The organism is Geodermatophilus sp. TF02-6, from assembly GCF_003319115.1.
Taxonomy (GTDB): Bacteria; Actinomycetota; Actinomycetes; order Mycobacteriales; family Geodermatophilaceae; genus Geodermatophilus.
On record NZ_QOHF01000029.1, the window covers coordinates 22,290 to 45,779 of the forward strand.

Here is a 23,490-nt window from a genome sequence, read left to right on the forward strand (position 1 = left end):
CCTCTCGGCTCTGCAGGAGCCCCGGAGGGTGGCCCGTCACCCGGGTCGCGGCAAGCGGTTCCGGCGCGGCGTCAGGACGACGCGGCCGGCTCGTCGTCCTCGACCAGCGCCACCGAGGTGATCCGGTGCACGGCGAAGGTGCGGCTCTCCCGGCGCCGCTCGTCGTACCCCTGCAGGAACCCGCCTCCCAGCGACACCGGCTGGACGACGCGCTGGCTGCCGCTGCCCTGGGCGTCGACGTAGCCCAGCCACACCGGCACGCCCTCGCGGACGGCCCGGGACAGCAGCTCGAGGGTGCCGGCCGTGGTTCCGCCGGGCACCTGGCGCACCGGCTCGCTGCGGCGGGCGGCCAGCGCGGCGTCCCCGGCCCGGATCTCCCGCACGATCGCGGCGACCTCGTCGGGCGCGAGCGGCCGCGCCGCCTGCGCGGCGGCGGCCCCGGGCCGGCGTCCAGCGGCGCGCGGGCGGGCCGGCGGGCGGGTGAGGACGGCGCCACCCGGGGACTCACCGGCCGGGGCGTAGCCGGCCTCCCGCAGCACGGTGAGCACCTCGTCGGCGCCCAGGCCGCTGACCAGCACCCCGGGCGCGAGGCGGCGCAGCTCGGCCGTCGCCGTCCGCCGGTCGCCCAGCACCTGCGAGAGCAGCCCGGAGTCGTCGGAGCGCACGTAGCTCTCGACCGCGCCCACCCGCAGCCGGCCGTGCTGGCGGGCGACGTCGTCGACCAGGTAGTCCAGCGCCTGCGGCACCGGGGTGCGCGACGCGCGGGCGAAGAACTCGTGCAGGTCGGTAGCCGACCAGCCCGCGTCGAGCGCCCGCCGCACGGTCGCCTCGGTCACCCGGAACACCGTGGCCCCGCCGGAGGACTCCACGTCGGCGACGACGGCGAGGGCGTCGGCGAGCTCGGCGACCAGCGGGCCGGGCGCGACCAGCGACAGGTCGGGCTGGGCCAGCACGGAGTCGACCGGCTCGGGCAGCAGCCGGCGCACCCCGTCGGCGGCGCCGTCCTCCCCGGCGACCAGCAGCCCGCGCCCGCCCGAGGGGAGCGCCCCGCCGACCAGCACGCCCAGCCGGGCGGCCTCGGCCAGCAGGTCGGGGACCGGGGCCAGCCGGTCCACCCGGCGCGGCGTGCGCCAGCGCAGCAGCGCGACCAGGTCGTCGGGCGCCAGGCCGCAGCCGGGCGGGTACTCGGCCAGCGCGCCCAGTGCGGCGCGGCGGATCGCCGGCGCGGTGTGCCGGACCAGGTCGGGGGACAGCGCGTTGACCGCCCTGCCGGCGACGTCGCGCTGCCCGGCCAGCGACGGCAGCCGCACGGCGTCCAGCCAGCCGGCGGCCAGGGTGGCCCAGCGGTCGGGGAGGTCCTGCTCGCGCCACAGGTCGAAGGCCCGGGTGGGCAGCCACTCGTCGCGGTGCGGCCCGCCCACGTCGAGCAGGCCCGCGACGTGCGCCAGCTCCAGCAACCAGCCGGCCTCGGGCTCGGTCACGTGCAGCGCGCGGGCCAGCCGCTTCTGGTCGCGGACGCCGACCCCGCCGCTGCGCAACAGCCCGGCCGGCTCCTCCTCGAGCAGCGTGAGCAGCTCCCCGACCCGGCCGATCGTCTCCAGGGCGGCGCCCGCGGCCTGCCGGTCGACGGCCGCCGGGTCGCGCTCGACCGGAGCCGGCTCGGGGCGCAGCCGCGGCGGGCCGTAGGGCCGGCCGCCCCGCAGCAGCAGCCCGATCTCCCGGGGCAGCTCCACGTTCAGCGCGTCGACGCGGGCCAGCAGGCCCCGCTGCAGCAACCGGCGGGCCGGCGAGGCGGAGCTGCCGTCGGTGTCGGGCAGGTGGCCCACCGGCCGGTCGCCGGCCAGCCGCTCCAGCACCTCCCGCTCCGCGGCGGGCAGCTCGGCCAGCGCCGCCGGCAGGTCCGCCGGCAGCGCCAGCCGCAGCTCGACCGCCCGCCGGCCCAGCCCCGCGGGGTACCGGACCGCCCGGCGCACCGGGTCGGGGGCGTGCAGCACCTCGTCGCCCCACAGCAGCGCCCGGGTGGTCAGCCGGTCCACCGCCGTCCCCAGCACCGCGTCGGGCACCTCGGGCAGCGCGGTGGGCAGGTCGGCGGCGCCCACCCCGTCGGAGGAGAGCAGCACGACGTCGAGCACCTGCAGCGTCGCGGCGTCCAGCTCGTCGAGCGCGCGGTCCACGGACAGGGGCACGGCCAGGCGGCTGGTGAGGGCCACGACGTCGGAGGGAGCCGGCCGGGCGACGTCGGGACGGGCGGCCAGCAGGGCGCCGAGCTGCTCGTCGCCGCGGGTGCGCAGCCAGGCGGCGATCGTCGCCGGGGCAGGACGGGGGGTGGCGGGTGCCGTCTCCCCCTCGCGTCCCGGCGGGGCGCCTCCGGCGCGGCGTTCGGCAGACATCCGATCCACGCTACGACGGTCCGGCCGGGTGCCGCCGACGACGTCTCGACCGGGTCCGGGACCGTCCGGCCGACGTCGCCCCTGCCGCCGCAGAGACCGGTCTGCCGTGCGCCAGCATGGGGCCCGTGCACCCGGCCGCCGACGACCCGCAGACCAGCAGCGCTCTCCCCGGCTACCAGGCCGGGGCGCTGCGCTGGCTGGCCGGCGGCGCCATCGCCGTCGTCCTCGGGGTGCTGCTCGGGGCCGCGGCGGTCAGCATCGCCGCCGACACCGGCCGCCCGCTGCCCGGCGTCGGGCTGGTGGTGGTCGTGCTGGTGGTCGCCGGGACGGTCGCCGCCGTCGCCGGCGCCGGTGCCCTGGTGCGCCACCTGCGCTGGCGGCGGGCGCTGCGGGCCGTGCCCTGGCAGACCGGGGTGCTGCGCATCGCCGGCCCGGCGGTGCTGGCCTTCGAACCCGAGGGCTACGACGAGACCGACCCGCTGGCCGCCCCGGTGCGGCTGCGGCTGGAGAGCACCGCGGTGTGGCGGACCCGCGCCGTCCAGCAGCTGCACGACGCGGTGGTGCGGGCCGCGCCCGTCGGGCCGCGCGAGTGGGTGTTCACCGCGGACGGCCTGCCCACCGTCTACGGCGCCCGGGCGGTGCGCTGCCGCTGACCGGCGCAGGGGAGGAGTGCGTGCGTTCCGGGTATCCGGTCCGCGAAGATGCACACCGGTGCGGGCACCGTGCGGTGCGCCGCGGGACACGGCACACGGAGGAAGCGACGGAGATGGCCAAACGCAACCCCAAGAACGAGCACCTGGTGGAGCCCACCTGGGGCCAGTCGGAGGACGGCGGCGCGCCGGTCACCGAGTTCACCGCCGAGGCGGCCGGTCCGCTGTCGCCGTTCGGGGAGGACCACGACTTCCCGCTGCCGCCGGACCGCCTGCGGTACGCGCACCCGACCGACAAGCCCAACCGGGCCGGCGTCCAGGCGGGCGAGTAGCGGTGAGCGCACCCGCGTTGCCGTCCTACAGCAGTGGCACCTCGACCGTCCCCCTGCTCGGCGACACCATCGGGGCCGACCTGGACCGGACGGCGGCGCGGGTGGGTGAGCACGAGGCGCTGGTCGAGTGCGCCACCGGCCGCCGCTTCACCTACCCGGAGTTCGTCGCCGAGGTCGACGCGATCGCCCTGGGCCTCGACGCGCTCGGTGTGGCCAAGGGCGACCGGGTCGGCATCTGGGCGCCCAACTGCGCCGAGTGGGCCTTCGTGCAGTACGCGACCGCGAAGCTCGGCGCGATCCTGGTCACCATCAACCCGGCCTACCGCACCCACGAGCTGGCCTACGTGCTCGAGCAGGCCGGGATCTCGGTGCTGGTGGCCGCGCCGTCGTTCAAGACCAGCGACTACCGGGCCATGGTCGCCGACGTCCGCGGCGGGTGCCCGGCCCTGCGCGAGGTCGTCTTCCTCGGCGACCCCGAGTGGGAGCAGCTGGTGGCCACCGGGCGGGCCGGCGACCGCGGCCTGCTGGCCGAGCGGGAGAGGCAGCTGTCGGCCGACGACCCGATCAACATCCAGTACACCTCGGGGACGACGGGCTTCCCCAAGGGCGCCACGTTGACCCACCACAACCTGCTCAACAACGGGTTCTTCGTGGGCGAGGGGTGCGGCTACACCGAGGCCGACCGGATCTGCATCCCGGTGCCCTACTACCACTGCTTCGGCATGGGCATGGGCAACCTGGCGGCCACCTCGCACGGGGCGACCATGGTCATCCCGGCGCCCGGCTTCGACCCGGCGGCGACCCTGCAGGCGGTGGCCGACGAGCGGTGCACCTCGCTGTACGGCGTCCCGACGATGTTCATCGCCGAGCTGGCGCTGCCCGACTTCGCCTCCTACGACCTCTCCAGCCTGCGCACCGGGATCATGGCCGGTTCGCCGTGCCCGGTGGAGGTGATGAAGCGGGTGGTCGCCGAGATGGGCATGACCGAGGTGACCATCTGCTACGGCATGACCGAGACCTCCCCGGTGTCCACCCAGACCGGCGCCGACGACGACCTCGACCGCCGCACCTCCACCGTCGGGCGGGTGCACCCGCACCTGGAGGTCAAGGTCGTCGACCCGGCCACCGGGCTGACCGTGCCGCGCGGCACGCCGGGGGAGTTCTGCACCCGCGGCTACTCGGTGATGCTCGGCTACTGGGACGAGCCGGCCAAGACCGCCGAGGTCATCGACGCCGCCCGGTGGATGCACACCGGCGACCTGGCGGTCATGGACACCGAGGGCTACCTCAACATCGTCGGCCGGATCAAGGACATGGTCATCCGCGGCGGGGAGAACGTCTACCCGCGGGAGGTCGAGGAGTTCCTCTACACCCACCCCGACGTCGTCGACGCCCAGGTCATCGGGGTGCCCGACGAGCGCTTCGGCGAGGAGCTGATGGCCTGGGTGCGGCTGCGCCCGGGTGCCGAGCCGCTCACACCCGAGGCGCTGCGCGCGTTCTGCGCCGGCAAGCTGGCCCACTACAAGGTCCCGCGCTACGTCAAGGTCGTCGACGCGTTCCCGATGACGGTGACCGGCAAGGTCCGCAAGGTCGAGATGCGCCAGGTCTCGGTGCAGGAACTGGGCCTGCAGGACGCCGCGGCGATCCGCAACGCCTGACGCGCCTCGGCCCCCGACAGCCCCCCGGGCATGGGAAGCGATACCTGCGTCTGCGACCCCGAGACGCAGGTATCGCTTCCCATGCCCGGGTGTACCGGACGGTCAGCCGAACCCGACGGGGACGACGAGGGCGCGGTGGTCCGACAACTGCAGCCGCACCGCCTCGGCCGGCCCGGTCGCGGTCATCCCGCCGCGGGCGAGCACGTGGTCGAGCTGCCGGCTCGGCGCGTCGGCGGGGAAGGTGGGGGCGGCGGCCAGCGACGCCAGCCCGCTGCCCCGGACGGCCTGGCGGCGTTCCATGTTCAGGTCGCCCATGAGCACCAGCGGCTCCCGGGTGCCCTCCAGCGACCGCACCAGCCTGGACAGCTGCAGCCTGTTCCACCCCGGGACGAACGACAGGTGGGTGTTGGCGACGGTGAAGTGGCCCGCCGGCCCCTCGAGGACGGCGGCGACGGCGACCCGGGGCTCGTCGCCGGCCAGCACCGGCCGCGGCGCGCCGCGGAACCACACCGGCACCCGGCTGCGCAGCGCCGGCAGCCGCACGACGCGCCAGGACACCACCGGACAGCGCGACAGCAGCGCGATCCCGTAGCTGGCCGACCCCGGCTGCTCGTCGCCGGTGGCCGCCATCCAGGTGCCGCCCGGGGTGCCGGCCAGCGCCGCCACGAACTGGGAGTCCACCGCGCCCATCGCCTCCGCGGCGACCGCGGTGAGGTCCGCGCCCAGGGACCGCGGCTGGTCCCGGTCGACCTCCTGCAGGCCGAGGACGTCGGCGTCGAGGGCCTTCACCGCCGCGGCGAGGCGCTCGACGTCGACCCGGTCGTCGGCGGGTGAGCGCCCGTGGAGGATGTTGAAGGTCGCGATCCGCACGCAGGCTCCTGTGCCCGCGTCGCCGCCGTCCACACGGGCACGTTCCGCCGACCGCGCCCCGGGTAGCAGGGGACGCGTGCAGCCCTCGGACCGAGACGAGATCCACGACCTCCTCAAGCGCACCGCCGTCGCGCTGAAGCAGGGCGGCGTCCCCTTCGCGCTCTGCGGCGGCTACGCGGCCTGGGTGCGCGGGGCCCCCGAGCCCGACCACGACGCCGACTTCCTCGTCCCCCATGCGGAGTCCGAGCGGGCGACCAAGGTGCTGGCCGAGGCCGGGCTGGACGTCGTCGACCCCGCCGAGGACTGGCTGACCAAGGTCGTCCAGGGCGCCTCCTTCGTCGACGTCCTCTGGCGCACCTGCGGCATCCCGGTCGAGACCGACCTCATCGACCGGGCCGAGCAGCTGCCGGTGCTGTCGGTGCACATGCCGGTGCTGCAGGCGACCGACATCGTCGTCACCAAGCTCATGGCCCTCGACGAGCACTACTGCGACTACTCGCGGCTGCTGCCGGTCGCCCGCGCGCTGCGGGAGCAGGTCGACTGGGACCGGGTGCGCCGGGACGTGGCGGGCAACGACTTCGCGGTGGTCTTCCTCGTGCTGCTCGACCGGCTCGGGATCGTGGCGCAGCCGGTCAGCGACTGAGCACCGCGACCAGCGTCGCGCCGGCCACCGCCGCCACGAGGGCGGCGGCCAGCAGCGCCAGCCGCGGGGCGGCCACCCCGCCGCCGCGGCCGACCGCGCGGTGCACCGCCCGCGCCCGCAGCGGAGCGAGCCAGCCGAGCACGCCGAGCCCCAGCAGGGCGACCGCGCCGGCTGCGGCCAGCCGCGCCGGCGCGTCGCCGGCCACCGCGGAGTGGGCCAGCAGGGCGGCCACGCCGAGCACGCCGAGGCCGGTGCGCTGCCAGGACAGCGCCGTCCGCTCCGGCTGGGTCTCCCGGGCCGCGCCCGACGTCCCCCGTCCGCTGCCGCGGGGCGCTCGGCTCACCGGCCCAGTACCTGCAGGCCGACCAGCACCGCCACCACGACGAGGACGGCGGCCACCGCGGTCACCACGGCGGGGAGGACCCGGCTCGGGGGCAGCGGCCGGTCGGCGACGATCGCCTGCTCGTTGACCCGCCACCGCCGATACCCGCCCAGCGCCGTGCCCAGCCCGGCGAGGACCAGCGCGACCGCGACCGCCGAGCTGCCCCAGCGCACGCCGAGGTCGGGCGCGAACTGCGCCACCGCGACCCCGCCGGCCACCAGCGCCAGCCCGGTGCGCAGCCAGGCCAGCAGCGTCCGTTCGTTGGCCAGCGTGAACCGGTAGTCCGGATGGGGGGGCGGCTGGTCGGCGGGCGGCACCGGGCCAGGCTAGGCGCGGACCGCTGCCGGCTCCCCTCGCGACCGCCCGTGACCCGGGCCGCGGCGACTAACCTGGAGACGGCGGCCGCTCGAGCCGCCCCGCCCTCCCGGCTCGGTGCCGGGCCGTCCGCGACCGACTGAGGGATCAACGTGCCCACCGGCAGAGTCAAGTGGTTCAACCCGGAGAAGGGGTTCGGCTTCCTCTCCCGCGAGGACGGTCCCGACGTCTTCGTGCACAAGGACGCCCTCCCGGCCGGCACCAGCGAGCTCAAGCCCGGCCAGCGGGTGGAGTTCGGCATCGTCGCCGGCCGCCGCGGTGACCAGGCGCTGCAGGTGCGGGTGCTCGACCCGTTGCCGTCGGTGACCGCGGCGCACGCGGCGGCCACCCGCAAGACGCCCGACGAGCTGGTGCCGATCATCGAGGACCTCATCAAGCTGCTCGACGACGTCTCCACCGGCCTGCGCCGCGGCCGCTACCCCGACCGGCCGGTGGCCCGCAAGGTCGGTTCGGTGCTGCGCGCGGTCGCCACCGACCTGGAGCACTGAGCAAGGGCCCCGTTCCCCTCACCCCTCGCAAGCTCGGGGCGAGCCTCCGAACGGGCCGGCGGCGAGCCTCTGGACGAGGCCGTTCCAGTGCCTCACCAGGCCGGGTCAGCCTTGGGACGGCGCTGGCGTCGCCGACGCCGTCGGACCGCTCAGCGTGCCACCGGCGCGCAGGAACCCGACCGGCCACCCCCCGCTCAACCCCTGGCACGAGCCGCCGGAGTCCTCGACGACGACCAGGTAGAACGCCGGGGGGACGACGTCGTCGGAGTTGACCTCGAACCGGTTCGCGCCCTCGTCGACCTCCACGTTGCCGAGCTTCCCCTCGAGCCGCTCGTCGTAGACCTGCACGCTCCACCCCTGCTCGGCCACCGCGTCGGGCACGGTGAGCCGGATGGTGGTGTCCGGGGAGACCTCGATGATCGGCGGGGTGACGGTGTAGCGCTGGCCGTCGCCGTCGAGGCAGTACTGGCTCGGCGAGACCTCCACCCGCTGCGATCCGGCCTCCACGACGACGTCCGGTGCACCGGACGGCTGGTTCGCGCCGCACCCGGCCAGCAGCAGGGCCGCGGCCAGCGCCGCGGCCGGCCTCACCCCGTCCACCGCTGCGCCGGGAGCCCACCCAGCGGGTCGGTGGCCGCCCCGGGAACCGGCAGCGGCGCGGTGGGCGCCGTCTGCCGGGGCCGCCACAGCGCCAGCCCCACGGCCAGCACGAGCAGCGCGGCCGCGACCGTGGACCCCAGCCAGCCGATGGGCGGCAGGGCGATGCCCAGCGCCCCGCCGACGACCCAGGTCAGCTGCAGCAGCGTCTCCGAGCGGGCGAACGCCGAGGCGCGCAGCCGCTCGGGCACCTCCCGCTGGACGATCGCGTCGAGGGCGACCTTGCCCAGCGCGTTGGCCACCGCCGCCACTCCGGCCACCAGGACGGCCATCGCGAAGCTGTAGAACGCCGCCGCGGCGACGGTGACGGCCGCGGCGCCGGCGGCCGACCACAGCACCAGCCGGTCGGGGTCGGCCCGGTGCAGCCGGGATCCGACGGCGGTGCCGACCACGCTGCCCGTCCCGGCCGCCGCAGCGAGGGCGCCGAGGGCGAGGCCGGCCCGCCAGCCGCCCTCGACCGTGGCCTGCACCAGGAACGCGGAGAAGATCGTGAGGAACCCACCGAGCGCGCGCAGCGCGGCGTTGGCCCGCAGCGCCACGGCCACCCGGGGGCCGGCCGGTGGGCGCCGGCGGCCCGGCGCCGCCGGGTGGGGGACGGCGCCGAGAACCCCCGCGGACAGCTGCCCGCCCGGGACGTCGACGCAGCGCGGCAGCCGCACGGCCAGCACCGCGCCGCAGCCGAAGACCGCCGCGGTGGCGCCCAGCAGCCAGGGAGGGCCCAGCGCCCACGCCAGCCCGGCGCCGACCGCTCCCGCTCCCGCCGCGGTGACCAGACCGAAGACCGACGTCCGTGCGTTGGCCGAGGTCAGCGACATCGCCGCGGGCAGCACCCGCGGGACCACCGCGGCGCGCAGCACGGTGTGCGCCTTGGACAGGACCAGCACGCCCAGCGCGGCCGGGTAGAGCCACAGGTCGCCGACGTGGGCGGCCACGACCACGGCCAGCGCCGCCCGGCCGAGCTGGCTGACGGCCAGCGCCCAGCGACGGCCGCGCTGCAGCCGGTCGAGCAACGGGCCCACCACCGGGGCCAGCAGCGCGAACGGCGCCATCGTCACCAGCAGGTACAGGGCCACGTTGCCGCGCTGGGCGTCGGTGGGCGCGGCGAAGAACAGGGTGCCGGCCAGGGCGACCGCCACCATCGCGTCGCCGGCCGCGTGCACGGCGTTGACCCACAGCAGCTGGGTCAACCCGCTCTCGGCCGCCCCGTCGGCCCGGCCGGCGGTGCGCACCCGGCCGACGGTGGCGCCGGTCAGCTCCCGGGTGCGGGCGGCGGCGACCCGGGTGACCGTCGGCCTGCGCGGCGGGGACGGGGGGGCGTCCGACGGCGGGGGCACCGCCGGCCGGGGCCGGGTGGCCGGCCGCGGGACGTCGAGGGGGGTGGTGTCCACCCGGTCCACCCGGTCCACCGGCGGCTGGGCGCGCCGGCGCAGGGCACCGCGGCGGGCGCCGGGCGGTCGGGAGGTGGGCACGGGCCCATGGTGCCGCACCCACCTGGGAGCACCGGCGGGCCAGCTGGGTGGACGGTCGGCCCGCCCCGCGCCGACCGGCGCCCACCCGCGTCGGGGACAATGGCGCCGTGGCCGACTCCTCCACCCCTCCTCCGGGCGACGCGTCGTTCGCAGCGGTCGAGCAGGCGCGGGCCGCCGCGGTCGAGACCGCCGGCTCGCCGGACGTGGTCGGAGAACACCTGGGCATCACGCCCGAGCAGCCGGGTGACGCCGCCGTCCTCGGCGAGGTGGTCACCCACTCCTTCGCCAGCCGGCTCCCCGGCTACGTCGGGTGGTACTGGGCGGTCACCCTCGCCCGCGTGCCCGGCGAGGTGCACGTCACCGTCGACGAGGTGGTGCTCCTGCCCGGTGAGCACGCGCTGCTGGCCCCCGCGTGGGTGCCGTGGCACGAGCGGTTGCGCCCCGGCGACCTGTCGGTGGGCGACGTGCTGCCCTCCACCGAGGACGACCCCCGCCTGGTGCCGGCCTACACCACCGACGACGACTCCGCCGACGACCCCGAGGGATCGGTGGTGGCCCGCGAGATCGGGCTGGGCCGGGAGCGGGTCATGTCGCGGGAGGGGCGCGGCGAGGCCGCCGCCCGGTGGAACGCCGGCGAGTTCGGTCCCCGCTCGGCGATGGCCCGGCACGCCCCCGGCCCCTGCGGCACCTGCGGCTTCTTCCTCCCGCTGGCCGGCTCGCTGCGGCACGGCTTCGGCGCCTGCGGCAACGTCTACGCCCCCGCCGACGGGCACGTGGTCGCCGTCGACTACGGCTGCGGCGCGCACAGCCAGGCCACGATGGTCGCCGACGACGCGGCCGAGGTGGTCGCGTCGGCGCACTACGACACCGGCTCCTTCGACGTGCTGTGACACCGTGACACCGTCGCCCTACCCGGTGACACCGCACCACGCGCCGTCCCCCGACCCGCGTCCAGCCCCCGCCTCCGAGTCGATCATGGACTTCTCGCCGCGTGACACACCGTCGCAAGCGTGTCTCCCGGCAAGAACCCCATGATCAACTGGGGGGAACGGGCGGCCAACTCGGGGAACGGGCGGCCGACTCGGGGAGGGGTGATCGACTCCGGGAGGTCGCGGACTCGGGAGGTCGCGGCGGTGGGAGCGGTCAGTCCTCGTGACGGTCCAGCTGACCCTGCCGGTGCATGATCCCCAGGCCGACCGCCGCCAGGGCGATGCCCGCGACGCAGGTCCAGGTCCACACCCGGTCGACGCGGTCGCCGAGCAGCAGCAGGACGACGAGGGCGACGGTCCACAGCGCCGTCCCGGCGAGCACGACCCGGACGGTGTCCACGCGCAGCGGGGGAGGGGCCTGCTTGGTCGGGGCGGGCACACCCGGAACCCTAGGTCCTGGGCGGCGCGACCGGCGTCACGAGGCCGACACACGCGTGTGGCACGCTGGCGCCGCTCGTTGCAGTCCGCACCGGTCGGCCGGCGCGCGCTCCCCCGCCGCCACCCGTCCGGCCACCCGACGGGGAGTCGTCATGGCACAGAGGTACCGCCCGTCCACGGGCGCCAGCAGCGACGGCGGCACGCCGGCCGACGTCGCGGTCGGGGCGCGGCCACCGCGCCGCAGCGAGGGGCCGCGGGTGCGACCGCGCAACGGGCTGGACCGCTACTTCGGCATCAGCGCCCGCCGCTCCACGGTGGCCCGCGAGCTGCGCGGCGGCCTGACGACGTTCTTCACGATGGCCTACATCGTGGTGCTCAACCCGATCATCCTGTCCGGCGCGGACGTCACCGGCAGGACGCTGCCGTTCGCCTCGGTCGCCGCGGTCACCGCGCTGGTCGCCGGCGTGATGACCATCCTCATGGGCGTCGTCGGCCGGTACCCCTTCGCCCTGGCGACCGGTCTGGGCATCAACGCGATCGTCGCCGTGTACGCGGCCACGCAGCTGTCCTGGTCGGAGATCATGGGCCTGGTGGTGCTCGAGGGCCTGCTCATCACGGTGCTCGTGCTCACCGGCTTCCGGAAGGCGGTGTTCGAGGCGATCCCGCCGCAGCTGAAGACGGCGATCGCGGTCGGCATCGGCTTCTTCCTCACGATCATCGGCCTGGCCGACGCCGGCGTCGTCCGCCCGGGCTCTCCGCTGATCAGCTTCGGCGTCAACGGGCAGCTGGCCGGTTGGCCGCTGCTGGTCTTCGTCGTGGGCCTGCTGCTCACCGGGGTGCTCGTCGTCCGCCGGGTCAAGGGCGCGCTGCTCATCGGGATCGTCGTCTCGACCGTGCTGGCCATCGTCGTCGAGACCGTCGCCGACATCGGCCCGCGCACCGGCGCCGACGGCAGCGAGGTCGACCCGCACGGCTGGGCGCTGCAGGTGCCGACGCTGCCCAGCGACGTCGTCGGCGCACCGGACCTGTCGCTGGTCGGCCACTTCTCCCTGTTCGGCGGCTTCGAGCGGATCGGCGTCATCGCGGCCCTGCTCATCGTCTTCTCCATCATGATCGCCGACTTCTTCGACACCGTGGGCACGGTGACCGCGGTCGGCGCCGAGGGCGACCTGCTCGACGAGGACCGCAACCTGCCCCGCTCGCAGCCGGTGCTCCTGGTGGACTCGCTCGCCGCCGCCGCCGGTGGCGCGGGCAGCGTGTCGTCGAACACCACCTACATCGAGAGCGCCTCGGGCGTGGCCGACGGTGCCCGCACCGGGCTGGCCAGCGTCGCCACCGGCGTGCTGTTCCTGCTGGCGATGCTGTTCACCCCGCTGGTGCAGGTCGTGCCGTCGGAGGCGGCCGCCCCGGCGCTGGTGATCGTGGGTGCGCTGATGATCAGCCAGATCCGCAACCTCGCGTGGGACGACATGTCCCTGGTCATCCCCGCCTTCCTCACCATCGCGCTCATGCCCTTCACCTACTCGATCACCAACGGCATCGGCGCCGGCGTGGTCACCTACGCGCTGCTGCGGACGGCGACCGGCCGGGGCCGCGACGTGCACCCGCTGATGTGGGTGATCGCCGCGCTGTTCGTCGTCTACTTCGCCCTGGAGCCGCTGCAGCAGCTGTTCTAGGGCGGCGGACGAGGTCCTTCGCTAGGCTCAGGATCGTGCGCCGGACGACGCTGGACACCGCGGCGCTGGCCCACGACCTGCGGCTGGCCGTCGTGCGGCTCTCCCGGCGGCTGCGCAACCAGCGCGTCGACCAGTCGGTGACGCTGACGCACCTGGCGGCGCTGTCCACCCTGCAGCGGCACGGGGCGATGAGCCCGGGGGAGCTGGCGGCGCACGAGCGGGTGCAGCCGCCGTCGATGACCCGCGTCGTCGTCGCGCTGGAGGGCATGGGGCTGGTCACCCGCAACCCGCACCCCACCGACGGGCGTCAGGTGGTCATCGACCTGACGCCGGCGGCCGCGGAGCTGCTGACCGCCGAGGCGCGGGCCCGCGAGGCCTGGCTGGCCGGGCGGCTGCAGGACCTCACCCCCGAGGAGCGCGCCGTGCTGCGCGAGGCGGCGACGATCATGGGCGGGCTGGCGAGTGGGTGACGGGCACGGCTGACGACGCCGGCGTGTTCCGCTCGCTGCGCGTCCGCAACTACCGGATCTACGCCTCGGCCAACCTGGTCAGCCTCACCGGCACCTGGATGCAGCGCATCGGCCAGGACTGGCTGGTGCTGCAGCTGTCGCACGACAGCGGCGTCGCCCTCGGCCTGATCACCGCGCTGCAGTTCGGCCCCAGCCTGCTGCTGAGCATGTACGGCGGGGTGCTGGCCGACCGCTACGACAAGCGCCGGATGCTGGTGGCCACGCAGACGCTCACCGGGCTGGCCGCGCTGGTGCTGGGCCTGCTCGTCGCCGTCGACGTCGTCGCGCTGTGGCACGTGTTCGTCCTCGCCGGTGCGACCGGGGCGGTCGCCGCGATCGACGCGCCGGTGCGGCAGGCGTTCGTCTCCGAGATGGTCGGCCCGGAGCTGCTGCCCAACGCGGTCGGCCTCAACTCCACGATCTTCAACGGCGCCCGGCTGGTGGGCCCGTCGATCGCCGGTCTGGTGATCGGCGCCGCCTCCGGGGACACCGCGCCGGCGTTCCTCGTCAACGCGGCGAGCTTCGCCTGCACCATCGCCGCGCTGCTCGCCATGCGGCCCGGGGAGCTGCACCCCAGCCCGCCGGTCGCCCGGGCGAAGGGGCAGCTGCGGGAGGGCCTGCGCTACACCTGGGCGCACCCGGACCTGGTGCTGGCCATGAGCCTGGCCCTCGTGCTGGGCACCTTCGCGTTCAACTACCAGGTGACCATCGCGCTGATGGCCCGCCAGGTCTTCGACCTCGGTGCCGAGGCCTTCGGGCTGCTCTCGACCTGCTTCGCGGTCGGGTCGCTGTCGGGGGCCCTGCTGTCGACCCGGCGCGCCACCCGGCCGCGGCAGCGCTTCCTCGTGGGCTCGGCCGTCGTCTTCGGGGTGCTCACCATCACCTGCGGGCTGGTGCCCGGCTACTGGGCGTTCGCCGCACTGCTCGTGCCCACCGGCGCGGCGGGCCTGGTGTTCAGCGTCGCCAACAACAGCTTCGTGCAGCTGGGCGTCGACCCGCAGGTGCGCGGGCGGGTCATGGCGCTGTACTTCACCTGCTTCATGGGTGGGACGCCGCTGGGCGCGCCGCTGATCGGCTGGGTCGGCGAGACCCTCGGCGCCCCGTGGGGTCTCATCCTGGGCGGAGCGGTCGCGGTCGCGGCCGGCGTGGTCGCCGCCACGGTGCTGGCCCGGGGCCGGCGGGTGCGGCTGGAGGCCTCCGTGGCCCCGCTCCGGCTGCAGCTGCACGTGGACCCGCCGGCGGGCGTGCGAGCCGCCGCGGAGGCCGCGGCCGGGCCGGCGCCGGGCCGGCCGGCCGCGGGCGGGTGAGCGTACCGGTGCCGGACGCCGGCTCGCGGACGTACCGTGACCGCCACCACAGTCGAGTCGTCCGTGGAGGCGACATGCGAGACGTCCGGGGAGGCGGCATGGCCCCTGCGCTGGTGACCCTCGGGGCGATCGTCGCCGGTGTGGTCGGGTCGGTCGGCGCCCTCGGCTGGCTGGCCCGCCTCGTCTTCGGGTCGGCGCGGCTGCCGGCCCCCGTGCGCCGCCGCGCGGCCCAGCCGGCGCAGCCGTCCCGCCGTCCGCTGGAGGTCGTCGCCGCCGACCTGCGCCGGCTGACCCGGCAGCTCGCCCGGGTGCCCGCCGGCGTGCCGATGGCCCGACGTCGGGGGCTGCAGGCGGCCTACGACGACGTGCTCGTCGAGGCGGCGGAGCTGCTGGAGGTGCCGCACACGCTCACCGGCACGCCGCCCGGGACGGCCCGCGAGGTGGAGCGGTTGCGGCTGCAGGCCGCGCTGGCCGACGCCGGGCTGGTGGTGCACGACTGAGCGAGCCGACGCCGCGCCGGCTGTTCTTCGCGGTGACCCCGCCGCCGGAGGCGCTGGCCGACCTCGACCGCGCGCTGGCGCCGCTGCGGAACGCGCCCGGCGCACCCCGGTGGACCGCCTCCGGCCGCTGGCACCTCACCCTGCTCTTCCTCGGGGACGTGCCCGCGGCGCAGGTCGCGCCGCTCGTGGCGGCGGCCGGGCCGGCCGTGGCGGCCACCCCGCCGCTGCAGCTGCGCCTGGCCGGCGGTGGGCGGTTCGGCTCCCGCCGCCGTCCGCAGGTGTTCTGGGCCGGCGTTACGGGGGACGGCGACGGTCTCGGCGCGCTCGCCGGTCGGCTGGCCCGCGCCGCCCGCCGGCGGGGCCTGCCGGTGGAGGACCGGCCGTTCCGCGCGCACCTCACCCTCGGCCGCTGGCGGCCCGGGCGCCCCGGTGACGGCGACCTGCCCGACCGGCTGGCCGGCTACTGCGGCCCGAGCTGGCCGGTGACCGAGGTGGAGCTGCTGGAGAGCCACCTCGGCCCCACGCCCCGCTACGACCGCGTCGCCGCCTGGCCCCTCGGGACGTCCGCCCCGGCCCCGTCCCGAGGCTCGCCCCGAGCCTGCGAGGGGTGAGGAGGACGGGGTCCTTCACCAGGCGTACTCCACCGGCGCCGGCTCGTAGCCGGGGAAGATCTCGTCGAGCCGGGCCAGCTGGGCCTCGTCGAGCCGGACGTCGAGGGCCCGAAGCGACCCCTCCAACTGCGCCGTGGTGCGCGGGCCGACGATGGGCGCGGTCACCGCCGGCTGGTGCAGCAGCCAGGCCAGGCCGACGTCCGCCGGCGCCAGCCCCCACTCCCGGCAGGCGTCCTCGTAGGCCTGCAGCGCGGGCCGGTGCTGCTCGATCCGCTCCTCGTAGGCGTGGCGCCGACTGCCCTCCTGTCCCGCCAGGACGCCGGCCAGCAGCCCCTGCGCCAGCGGGCTCCACGGGATGACGCCGACCCCGTAGTGCGCCGCCGCGGGCAGCACCTCCAGCTCCACGTGCCGGGTGAGCAGGTTGTAGTGCGACTGCTCGCTGACCAGGCCCAGGAAGTGCCGGCGGGCGGCGGCCTCGTTGGCGGCGGCGATCTGCCAGGCGGCGTGGTTGGAGGAGCCGACGTAGAGGACCTTGCCCTGGGCGACCAGCGTCTCGCAGGCCTGCCAGATCTCGTCCCACGGCGTGGACGGGTCGACGTGGTGGAACTGGTAGAGGTCGACCCAATCGGTGCGCATCCGGCGCAGCGAGGCCTCGCAGGAGCGCACCAGGTTCCGCGCGGACAGGAAGGTGTCGTTCGGCCAGTCGGACATCGAGCCGTACACCTTGGTGGCCAGCACGGTCTTCTCCCGGCGCTCGCCACCCCGGGCGAACCAGGAGCCGAGGACCTCCTCGGTGCGGCCCTTGCCGGCGTCGAAGCCGTAGACGTTGGCGGTGTCGAACAAGTTCACGCCCTCGGCCAGGGCGCGGTCCATGATCTCGTGGGCGTCGGCCTCCTCGGTCTTCCAGCCGAAGTTCATCGTGCCCAGGCACAGGCGGGAGACCGACAGGCCGCTGCGCCCCAGGTGCGTGTACTCCACGGGTCCCCACCCTGGCAGGCTCGGGGCCGTGCCGCAGACCGACGCCTCCCTCTTCGACGCCGCCACCGCCGTGACCCGCACCGAGGGCGGCGGCCTGGTCGCCGACCTCGACCCCGGCTGGGACGTCGGCCCGGGGGTGCTCAACGGCGGCTACCTGCTCGCGGTGGTCGCCCGGGCGGCCCTGGCGGAGAGCCGGCACCCGCACCCGGTGGCGCTGTCGGCGAGCTTCCTGCGGGCCACCGGACCCGGGCCGGTCACGCTCGCGGTCACCCCCGGCCCGGCCGGGCGCACGCTGGCGCACAGCTCCGTCGTCCTCACCGGCGCCGGCGGACCGTCCCTGGCGGTCCAGGTGACGACGGCGACGCTGACCGACGAGCCGCCCGCGTACTCCGCGGCCCCGCCGCCGGAGGTCACCCCCGTGGAGCGCTGCCTGCCCGCGGTGGACGACGGCACGCTGCCGCACCCGCTACCGGAGGTGGGGCTGCGCACGCGGGTGCACACCCGGCTGGACCCGGCGACCGCGGGCTGGGCGCTGGGCCGACCCGGGGAGGAGCCGGTGGTGCGCGGGTGGGTGCGGCTGGCCGACGGCCGCGAGCCCGACCCGCTGGCGCTGCTGCTGTTCGCCGACGTCCTCCCGCCGACCAGCTGGGCGATCGGCCGGTTCGGCTGGGCGCCGACGGTGCAGCTGCAGGTGCTGGTCCGGGCCCTGCCGGCGCCGGGCTGGTGCCTGGTGGAGGCCCGGGCGAACGAGCTCGCCGGCGGCTGGCTGGACGAGGACTACCGGATCTGGGACGCCACCGGCCGGCTGGTCGCGCAGAGCCGCCAGCTGGCCCGCCTGCCCCGCTGACCTCTCCGGTGGGAGGGGACTCTCGGTACCCGATGAGTTGCCCCCGGGGGTCAACGGCCGCCGTCCTCGCGACGGCCGGGAACGGCTCCGGTCAGTGGCCGGGCTGCAGGTCGGTCGTGCGGATCCCGGTCGTCGAGTCCGTCCCCGTGCTGCCGCGAAGGCCACCTCTGCGGCTCTCACCCCTGGGACGGGTCTCGCGCAGGGCCAGCGCCGCAGCGAACGTGATCGCGCCCATGAGGACGAGGTAGGCCGCCACCGACATGGAGGTGCCCGTCGCGGCCAGCAGCGCGGTCATGATGAACGGGGTGCCTCCGCTGACCAGGATGGCGGCCAGCTGGTAGGCCATCGAGGCGCCCGAGTAGCGGATCCGCGGCTCGAACAGCTCGGCCAGGTAGGCCGCCAGGGGGCCGTAGGTGAGCGAGGACCCGATCAGTCCCACGGTGAGGGCGACGAAGATCAGCGCCAGCGACGCGGTGTCGATGAGCAAGAAGAACGGGAAGGCCCACAGCGTGATGATCGCCGCGCCCACCAGGATCGGTGGCCGGCGGCCGATCCGGTCCGACACCGACCCGCTGAAGTAGATGATGAAGATGGAGATGAAGGAGGTGATGAGCGTGACGCTGAGCAGGGCGTCGCGGTCGATGCCGAGCTCCTGGGTGGCGTAGTTGAGCACTCCGGCGATGCTGATGTAGAAGATCGCGTTGGTGCCGAAGAGCAGGCCCGCGCCGAGCAGGACCGGCCGGCGGTGCCTGCGCAGGACCTCCGTGAGCGGGGCCTGCGCCACCTGGGCCTCGGGATTGTGCGCATGGCGTTCCTGCAGCTGCCGGAAGACGGGCGTGTCCTCGACGCGCAGCTGGATGAACAGCACGACGGGCAGCAGTACGGCGCTGCACAGGAACGGGATGCGCCAGCCCCAGGAGACGAAGGCGTCGGGGCTCACGAGGGCACTCACCAGCAGGAAGACGACGTTGCCCAGGATGACGCCGATGGGCACGCCCATCTGCCCGAAGGTGCCCGCGCGCCCCTGGTGGTCGCGCCCGGCGTTCTCGGTGAGCAGGAGGATGACCCCGCCCCACTGCCCGCCGACCGCGATGCCCTGCAGGAAGCGCAGGACGACGAGCGCGACCGGGGCGAGCACGCCGATCGTGCCGGCCGTGGGCAGCAGGCCGATGAGGAAGGTGGCCGACCCCATCAGCACCAGGCAGGTGACGAGGGCCGGCTTGCGACCGACCCTGTCCCCGAAGTGGCCGAAGATCAGACCGCCGATGGGGCGCGCGATGAAGCCCGCCCAGAAGGTGCTGAAGGCCAGCAGGGTGCCGATGAGCGGAGAGGCGTTGGGGAAGAACAGGTCCCCGAACACCAGCGCTGCCGCGGTGGCGTAGATGAAGAAGTCGTACCACTCGATCGAGCTCCCGATCAGCCCGGCGGCCATGAGCCGGCGCAGGGAGCTGCGGTCGAGGGCGGGGGTGTCCTGCGCAGGGGTCGCCATCGCCGTTCCTGTCGTCAGTGTGTCGGGCGGAACTGACCCGGGAACGAGGCTATGGGCACACCGCGCCGCGAGCAATTCGGCTCCGTTCCGAACAGAACCGCGACCCCGCGCTCCGGCCGTCCGGCGGCGGGCATGATCAGCGCCGTGCCGACGGCTCCTGTGCCGATCACCGACCCGGACGACGTGCGGGTGGCCGACTTCCGCGACCTCAAGGCCGGCGACCGGCGGCCCGGCACCGAGCGGGGGACCGGCCCGGTGATCGTCGAAGGCGTGCCGGCGGTCGAGCGGCTGCTGGTCTCGCCGTACCGGGTGCGGGCGGTGTTCGGCGTGCCCGGGCGGGTGGCGGCGCTGGACCTGCCCGAGGGGGTGCCGGCCTACGAGGCGGACAAGTGGGTGCTCTCGGAGGTGATCGGCTTCCGGCTGACCCGCGGCGTGCTCGCCTCCGCCGACCGCCGTCGCCCGGCCGACCTCGACGCGCTGCTGGCCGGCCCGGACCCGGCCGCGCCGCGGCGGCTGGCGGTGCTCGAGGCGCTCAACGACGCGGAGAACCTGGGGTCGATCACCCGCTCGGCGGTCGCGCTCGGCGTCCACGGGTTGCTGCTGGACCCGCGCTGCGCCGACCCGCTCTACCGGCGCTCGGTGCGGGTCTCGATGGGGCACGTGCTGGCGTTGCCGTTCGCCGTCCTGCCCGACTGGCCGGCCGGGCTGGCGCGGCTGCACGACGCCGGCTACCTGACGGTCGCGCTCACCCCGGCCTCCGACGCGGTCGACCTGGTCGAGGTGGACCCGCGCGCCCACCCGCGCACCGCGGTGCTGCTCGGCGCCGAGGGGCCGGGGCTGACCCCGCAGGCGCAGCGGGCCGCGCGGATCAGGGCGCGCATCCCCATGCGCGCCGGGGTGGACTCATTGGGCGTCGCCGCGGCCGCCGCGATTGCCTTCGCGACCCTCCGCTGATGCGGCCCCTGCAGGGCCCCGCCGCGAGCCTGCGAGTGGTGGGGGGCAGGGGGTCCTTACCCGCGGAGGGAGAAGCGGGCCAGCAGGGCCCGGGCGTCCTCGGCGCGGGCCGGGTTGCACATGACGTCGTAGCGGGCGGCGACGATCGCGCTGGCGCTGGTGAAGTCCCGCCGTCCCCGGGTGGCGGCGTAGCCGATCGCGGCGAAGAGCGCACCGAACGCCAGACCGATGAGCAGGCCGGTCAGGATCGAGCCGAACCAGGCGGTGCCGCTGACGGCGAAGATGCCGAGCAGCAGGCCGACGAACAGTCCCCACCAGGCCCCGCCGGCCGCACCGGCGGCCAGCACCCGGCCCCAGGTGAGCCGACCGGTGACCCGTTCGACTTGCCTGAGGTCCGACCCGATGATCGTCACGTTCTCGACCGGGAACTTCTCGTCCGAGAGGTAGTCGACGGCGGCCTGGGCCTGCTCGTAGCTGTCGTAGGAACCGACCTGCACGCCGCCGAGGGGCATGGACACCGAGGCTGACATGAGTCGGTCCTACCCCCGCACGGACACCGGACACCTCCGGGCGGCCCCACCGTGGGTCAGCGGTGGCGGCGGACCCCGAAGACGATGTCCTCCCAGGCCGGGATGCGGGCGCGGGGGTCCTCGTCCTCGCCCTCGCCCTCCCCGCCGGGTCGGCCGAGGACGACGGTGTCGTGCTCGGCGACGTCGTCGTCGAGCAGGGGATCGGTGCGGCGCTCGCCGCGCGGGGTGCCGTCGACCGGCAGTACCGGGCGCACGTGGTCGGCCTCGCCGGGGTCGCCGCCGTCCCGGCCGGGGTCGCCGCCGTCCTCGTCGGCGGCCAGCCGGGCCGACGACGCCGGCGCGGCGACCTCGTCGTCGGGGACGACCGAGACCGGGCGGCTGCGGTGCACCGGCACCGGCCGCTCGTTCGGCACGTGCGGAACGACCCGGACCAGGCGGGTGCCCTCGGCGAAGTCGGTGGTCGCGGCGTCGACCGGGGTGACCGTCCGGGCCGGGACGTCGTAGGCCCAGCGCGTGACGCCGGACTTCGACCCGGCCTGCCACGCGGCGGTGACCTGCCAGACGCCGTCGCTGGACCGGGCGGCGTCCCAGCGGACCGCGTCGAGGTCGGCGCCGAGCAGCCGCAGCCGCTCGGCCATGAACTGCTGCAGGGGCACCGCGGGCGTCCCCTCGGACAGCCGCACCCGGGCCTCGCGGGCCTGTTCGGCGACCCGCTCGCGCTCCTGCAGGACCGGGTGGGCGAACCGCATGATCCGCTCCACCCGGATGCCGGAGGCCGCGGCGACCTGCTCGGGGGTCTCCCCGGCGCGGATGCGGGCCTGGATCACCCGCGGCGGCATGGTGACGCCGATCTCGACGTCGATCTGGCCGAGGCGGCGGGCGTCCCCGCGGGCGGCGGCGCGGACCCGCTCGTCGATGGGCAGCAGGAAGCGCTCGGGCTCCTCGCCGGCCTCGGCGCCGTCCAGGACGAGGACCAGGTTCTCCCCGTCCTCGGAGAGCGCCACGAGACGCAGAGTGCGCATGGGCGACCTCCGGGTGGTGCTCGTGGCGGGACGACGGTGGTCGGGCCGGCTCGGTTCGAGACAGTCCCGTGGGGCGAGGCTATCCGTGCCCGCGGGAGCTGGTCGGCAGGCTCGCCCGGCGTGGCGCGACCGCGGCCGAGGTCCTCACGGGGCGTGACGACGCGACCACCCGACGCCGCGCTCGGTGCGGTCACACGTCGGGGCTGTACGTCTTGATGAACCGTGCGTACCGGTCGGCACCGGTGCCCGAGGACACGTCGCCGATCCGGAGCACCGTCAGGCCGAGGTAGCCCCACTGCTCGAAGGCCTCCTCGATGTCGTCCCAGCCCTCGTCGGACCGCACGCCGCCGGCCAGCGCGTTCTCGCCCTTGAGCTCGACGCCGGCCCGGAAGGCGTAGTCGCCGATCCAGCCGACCAGCGTCTGGGCCAGCGAGTACGCGGGCGGGGCATCCTGGTCGTCCATCTCCAGGGCGGTGAAGTGCACGACCACCTCGCGCGGGCCGCCGTCGAACCGGTCGGCCAGCTCGATGATCCGCTGGTAGCCGTGCCCGGTCGCCCACGAGTCGAGGTCGACGCTGGTCTGGACCAGGCCGGTGGTGACCTCGGCGGCCCGCGGGTGGGCCGGGTTGGTCATCGACCAGTGGATGCCCGGCACCTTGTAGCCGATGTCGGCCTCCGGGAAGTCCTCGCCCAGGGTGCGGACGACCGTGCGCAGCACCCGCTCGCCGTGGTCGACGAGGGAGCCGTTGTACCAGTCGACGAAGTCGCGGCCGTACTGCGTGTCGAGGTAGTCCAGGCCGGCGAAGAAGGCGTCGGCGTCCTGGGGCGGGCAGATCTGGTCCACCGACGTGTAGGCGGTGCCCCAGGCCGCGTTGACCGCCTCGAGGGAGCCGTAGCGGCGCAGCGCCCACTGCTGGAGGTCGCGGACGGCCAGCGGGGAGTACGACTGCAGCGCGCCGCGGGTCGGGTAGCCGGTGCCCTGGTCGTGCTGGTTGTAGGAGGGGTAGCGCAGCTCGCCGGAGGGGCCGAGGGAGACGTTGACCTCGATGACGTCGTCGGCGTAGGTGTCGCCGTACTGCTGGGCGAAGGCCCGGGTGAAGTCCCGGTACTCGTCCATCACCACGCCGTCGGCCCAACCCTGCACGCTCTCGGCCGAGTAGTTGCCCTGCTCGCTGCGGTGCTGCAGCCCGGTCGGGCCGAGCTCGACGCCGCGGTAGGTGACCTCGGCGTACTTCTGCCACAGCCAGGACGGCAGCAGGCTGGTGTACTCGTCCCCGACGTTCCCGCCGGCCTGGTGGAAGGACAGGATCGGCACGATGTCCAGCCCGTGCGACGTGATCACGTCGAAGACGCGGTCGTAGTAGCTCCAGTCGAACCGGTTGTCCGCCCGACCCTCGACGTCGCCCCACCACACGTCGACGCTCACCGCGTCCACGCCGTAGCCGGCCACGCTGTCCAGGTCGGCCTCGAAGTCGGCCCAGTCGGTCACGTGCAGCGGCGCCATCACGTTGGCGGTGAACTCCGGGTCGTCCAGCGCCACCGGACCCGGCGGCACCGGACCGTCGGGTGGCGCGGCCTGGGCGGTGCCCGCGCCGGCGAGGACGAGACCGAGGACGGCGAGGGTGACTGTGGCGCGCTTCACACCCGCCGATGCTGTCAGCTCGTCGCCACGGGGTCACGGCCGGTACCGGACGCCGGGCGCCCACCCCGGTGTGTCCCGACCGACACGCGGTCAGCGGCGGCCCCACCCCGGGTCCGGCCCCGAGCCTGGTGACGTGAGGGAACG

At 75.6% G+C, this 23,490-nt stretch carries 24 protein-coding genes and 1 pseudogene; 13 read left to right on the top strand and 12 right to left on the bottom strand.

Features of this window, described 5'->3' with window-relative positions:
* Nucleotides 1–71 precede the first annotated feature (71 nt).
* Complete coding sequence (locus tag DQ238_RS20135; RefSeq protein WP_113783031.1) at nucleotides 72–2,390, bottom strand: helicase C-terminal domain-containing protein; 2,319 nt, start codon at nucleotides 2,388–2,390, stop codon at nucleotides 72–74.
* 125 nt (nucleotides 2,391–2,515) lie between these two features.
* Between DQ238_RS20135 and DQ238_RS20140 the strand changes: the two genes are divergently transcribed.
* The 3 genes from DQ238_RS20140 to DQ238_RS20150 all read left to right on the top strand — a co-directional run bounded on the left by DQ238_RS20140 (nucleotide 2,516) and on the right by DQ238_RS20150 (nucleotide 5,030).
* Complete coding sequence (locus tag DQ238_RS20140; RefSeq protein ID WP_113783064.1) at nucleotides 2,516–3,043, top strand: hypothetical protein; 528 nt, start codon at nucleotides 2,516–2,518, stop codon at nucleotides 3,041–3,043.
* A 113-nt stretch (nucleotides 3,044–3,156) separates the two neighbouring features.
* Nucleotides 3,157–3,372: a hypothetical protein gene (locus DQ238_RS20145; protein ID WP_113783032.1), complete on the top strand. Its 216-nt coding sequence runs from the start codon at nucleotides 3,157–3,159 to the stop codon at nucleotides 3,370–3,372.
* A 2-nt stretch (nucleotides 3,373–3,374) separates the two neighbouring features.
* On the top strand, nucleotides 3,375–5,030 hold the full coding sequence (locus DQ238_RS20150) for an AMP-binding protein (RefSeq protein ID WP_113783033.1): 1,656 nt from the start codon (nucleotides 3,375–3,377) through the stop codon (nucleotides 5,028–5,030).
* 102 nt (nucleotides 5,031–5,132) lie between these two features.
* Here the strand turns inward: DQ238_RS20150 and DQ238_RS20155 are convergent, their stop codons facing one another.
* The gene (locus tag DQ238_RS20155; protein ID WP_113783034.1) at nucleotides 5,133–5,900 is read right to left on the bottom strand and encodes an endonuclease/exonuclease/phosphatase family protein; all 768 of its coding nucleotides are present in this window, start codon (nucleotides 5,898–5,900) and stop codon (nucleotides 5,133–5,135) included.
* A gap of 76 nt (nucleotides 5,901–5,976) precedes the next feature.
* On the opposite strand from DQ238_RS20155, the gene DQ238_RS20160 reads away from it, so the two are divergent.
* Nucleotides 5,977–6,543 (top strand): hypothetical protein, encoded by a 567-nt coding sequence (locus DQ238_RS20160; protein ID WP_113783035.1) that lies wholly within the window; start codon nucleotides 5,977–5,979, stop codon nucleotides 6,541–6,543.
* Here the strand turns inward: DQ238_RS20160 and DQ238_RS20165 are convergent.
* Complete coding sequence (locus DQ238_RS20165) at nucleotides 6,533–6,886, bottom strand: DUF202 domain-containing protein (protein WP_113783036.1); 354 nt, start codon at nucleotides 6,884–6,886, stop codon at nucleotides 6,533–6,535. The genes DQ238_RS20160 and DQ238_RS20165 overlap by 11 nt on opposite strands.
* Nucleotides 6,883–7,242 (bottom strand): YidH family protein, encoded by a 360-nt coding sequence (locus DQ238_RS20170; protein ID WP_113783037.1) that lies wholly within the window; start codon nucleotides 7,240–7,242, stop codon nucleotides 6,883–6,885. The genes DQ238_RS20165 and DQ238_RS20170 overlap by 4 nt, the downstream gene beginning before the upstream one ends.
* A gap of 150 nt (nucleotides 7,243–7,392) precedes the next feature.
* Between DQ238_RS20170 and DQ238_RS23960 the strand changes: the two are divergent.
* A pseudogene (locus DQ238_RS23960) lies at nucleotides 7,393–7,578 on the top strand (cold-shock protein); the annotation flags it as partial.
* 315 nt (nucleotides 7,579–7,893) lie between these two features.
* Here DQ238_RS23960 and DQ238_RS20180 read toward each other — a convergent pair.
* Nucleotides 7,894–8,379 (bottom strand): DUF2771 family protein, encoded by a 486-nt coding sequence (locus DQ238_RS20180; RefSeq protein WP_113783039.1) that lies wholly within the window; start codon nucleotides 8,377–8,379, stop codon nucleotides 7,894–7,896.
* Complete coding sequence (locus DQ238_RS20185; protein ID WP_113783040.1) at nucleotides 8,376–9,914, bottom strand: MFS transporter; 1,539 nt, start codon at nucleotides 9,912–9,914, stop codon at nucleotides 8,376–8,378. Before DQ238_RS20185 ends, DQ238_RS20180 begins: the two co-directional genes overlap by 4 nt.
* Before the next feature lie 107 nt (nucleotides 9,915–10,021).
* Here DQ238_RS20185 and DQ238_RS20190 point away from each other — a divergent pair, with 107 nt between their 5' ends.
* On the top strand, nucleotides 10,022–10,804 hold the full coding sequence (locus DQ238_RS20190; RefSeq protein ID WP_113783041.1) for a DUF3027 domain-containing protein: 783 nt from the start codon (nucleotides 10,022–10,024) through the stop codon (nucleotides 10,802–10,804).
* Nucleotides 10,805–11,057: 253 nt separating this feature from the next.
* On the opposite strand, the gene DQ238_RS20195 is transcribed toward DQ238_RS20190, so the two are convergent.
* Nucleotides 11,058–11,282: a DUF2530 domain-containing protein gene (locus DQ238_RS20195; protein ID WP_113783042.1), complete on the bottom strand. Its 225-nt coding sequence runs from the start codon at nucleotides 11,280–11,282 to the stop codon at nucleotides 11,058–11,060.
* 151 nt (nucleotides 11,283–11,433) lie between these two features.
* On the opposite strand from DQ238_RS20195, the gene DQ238_RS20200 reads away from it, so the two are divergent.
* The 5 genes from DQ238_RS20200 (at nucleotide 11,434) to thpR (ending at nucleotide 15,884) form a co-directional block, all read left to right on the top strand.
* Nucleotides 11,434–12,957 carry an NCS2 family permease gene (locus DQ238_RS20200; protein WP_113783043.1) on the top strand — a complete coding sequence of 508 codons (1,524 nt, stop codon included), beginning with the start codon at nucleotides 11,434–11,436 and terminating at the stop codon, nucleotides 12,955–12,957.
* Between the two features lie 35 nt (nucleotides 12,958–12,992).
* A complete protein-coding gene (locus tag DQ238_RS20205) occupies nucleotides 12,993–13,427 on the top strand; it encodes a MarR family winged helix-turn-helix transcriptional regulator (RefSeq protein ID WP_113783044.1) in 435 nt (144 codons plus the stop codon).
* On the top strand, nucleotides 13,424–14,773 hold the full coding sequence (locus DQ238_RS20210) for an MFS transporter (RefSeq protein WP_233496133.1): 1,350 nt from the start codon (nucleotides 13,424–13,426) through the stop codon (nucleotides 14,771–14,773). Before DQ238_RS20205 ends, DQ238_RS20210 begins: the two co-directional genes overlap by 4 nt.
* 98 nt (nucleotides 14,774–14,871) lie before the next feature.
* Nucleotides 14,872–15,273 (top strand): hypothetical protein, encoded by a 402-nt coding sequence (locus DQ238_RS20215; protein WP_113783045.1) that lies wholly within the window; start codon nucleotides 14,872–14,874, stop codon nucleotides 15,271–15,273.
* A 20-nt stretch (nucleotides 15,274–15,293) separates the two neighbouring features.
* Entirely contained in the window at nucleotides 15,294–15,884 is a 591-nt protein-coding gene (gene thpR, locus DQ238_RS20220; RefSeq protein ID WP_305037579.1) for an RNA 2',3'-cyclic phosphodiesterase, read from the top strand.
* Nucleotides 15,885–15,899: 15 nt separating this feature from the next.
* Here thpR and DQ238_RS20225 read toward each other — a convergent pair whose 3' ends face one another.
* Nucleotides 15,900–16,862: an aldo/keto reductase gene (locus DQ238_RS20225; RefSeq protein ID WP_113783047.1), complete on the bottom strand. Its 963-nt coding sequence runs from the start codon at nucleotides 16,860–16,862 to the stop codon at nucleotides 15,900–15,902.
* A 28-nt stretch (nucleotides 16,863–16,890) separates the two neighbouring features.
* Here DQ238_RS20225 and DQ238_RS20230 point away from each other — a divergent pair, with 28 nt between their 5' ends.
* Entirely contained in the window at nucleotides 16,891–17,709 is an 819-nt protein-coding gene (locus DQ238_RS20230; RefSeq protein ID WP_113783048.1) for a thioesterase family protein, read from the top strand.
* Between the two features lie 91 nt (nucleotides 17,710–17,800).
* Here the strand turns inward: DQ238_RS20230 and DQ238_RS20235 are convergent, their stop codons facing one another.
* A complete protein-coding gene (locus DQ238_RS20235) occupies nucleotides 17,801–19,198 on the bottom strand; it encodes an MFS transporter (RefSeq protein ID WP_113783049.1) in 1,398 nt (465 codons plus the stop codon).
* Nucleotides 19,199–19,342: 144 nt separating this feature from the next.
* Between DQ238_RS20235 and DQ238_RS20240 the strand changes: the two genes are divergently transcribed.
* Nucleotides 19,343–20,152, top strand: a complete 810-nt coding sequence (locus tag DQ238_RS20240; protein ID WP_233496135.1) for an RNA methyltransferase — start codon at nucleotides 19,343–19,345, stop codon at nucleotides 20,150–20,152.
* A gap of 56 nt (nucleotides 20,153–20,208) precedes the next feature.
* Here DQ238_RS20240 and DQ238_RS20245 read toward each other — a convergent pair whose 3' ends face one another.
* From DQ238_RS20245 to DQ238_RS20255, 3 genes are all read right to left on the bottom strand, one after another.
* On the bottom strand, nucleotides 20,209–20,682 hold the full coding sequence (locus DQ238_RS20245; RefSeq protein ID WP_113783051.1) for a general stress protein: 474 nt from the start codon (nucleotides 20,680–20,682) through the stop codon (nucleotides 20,209–20,211).
* Between the two features lie 56 nt (nucleotides 20,683–20,738).
* Nucleotides 20,739–21,704, bottom strand: coding sequence for a septation protein SepH (sepH, locus tag DQ238_RS20250; protein WP_113783052.1), 966 nt, complete (start codon nucleotides 21,702–21,704; stop codon nucleotides 20,739–20,741).
* A gap of 190 nt (nucleotides 21,705–21,894) precedes the next feature.
* Nucleotides 21,895–23,346: a family 14 glycosylhydrolase gene (locus DQ238_RS20255; protein ID WP_113783053.1), complete on the bottom strand. Its 1,452-nt coding sequence runs from the start codon at nucleotides 23,344–23,346 to the stop codon at nucleotides 21,895–21,897.
* Nucleotides 23,347–23,490: the final 144 nt, after the last annotated feature.

Excerpts from the sequence above, each read along its gene's own strand:
- DQ238_RS20135 (WP_113783031.1), bottom strand. The coding sequence starts at position 2,390 with ATGTCTGCCGAACGCCGCGCCGGAGGCGCCCCGCCGGGACGCGAGGGG.
- DQ238_RS20145 (WP_113783032.1), top strand. The coding sequence starts at position 3,157 with ATGGCCAAACGCAACCCCAAGAACGAGCACCTGGTGGAGCCCACCTGG.
- DQ238_RS20200 (WP_113783043.1), top strand. The coding sequence starts at position 11,434 with ATGGCACAGAGGTACCGCCCGTCCACGGGCGCCAGCAGCGACGGCGGC.
- DQ238_RS20215 (WP_113783045.1), top strand. The coding sequence starts at position 14,872 with ATGGCCCCTGCGCTGGTGACCCTCGGGGCGATCGTCGCCGGTGTGGTC.
- DQ238_RS20235 (WP_113783049.1), bottom strand. The coding sequence starts at position 19,198 with ATGGCGACCCCTGCGCAGGACACCCCCGCCCTCGACCGCAGCTCCCTG.
- DQ238_RS20245 (WP_113783051.1), bottom strand. The coding sequence starts at position 20,682 with ATGTCAGCCTCGGTGTCCATGCCCCTCGGCGGCGTGCAGGTCGGTTCC.
- sepH (WP_113783052.1), bottom strand. The coding sequence starts at position 21,704 with ATGCGCACTCTGCGTCTCGTGGCGCTCTCCGAGGACGGGGAGAACCTG.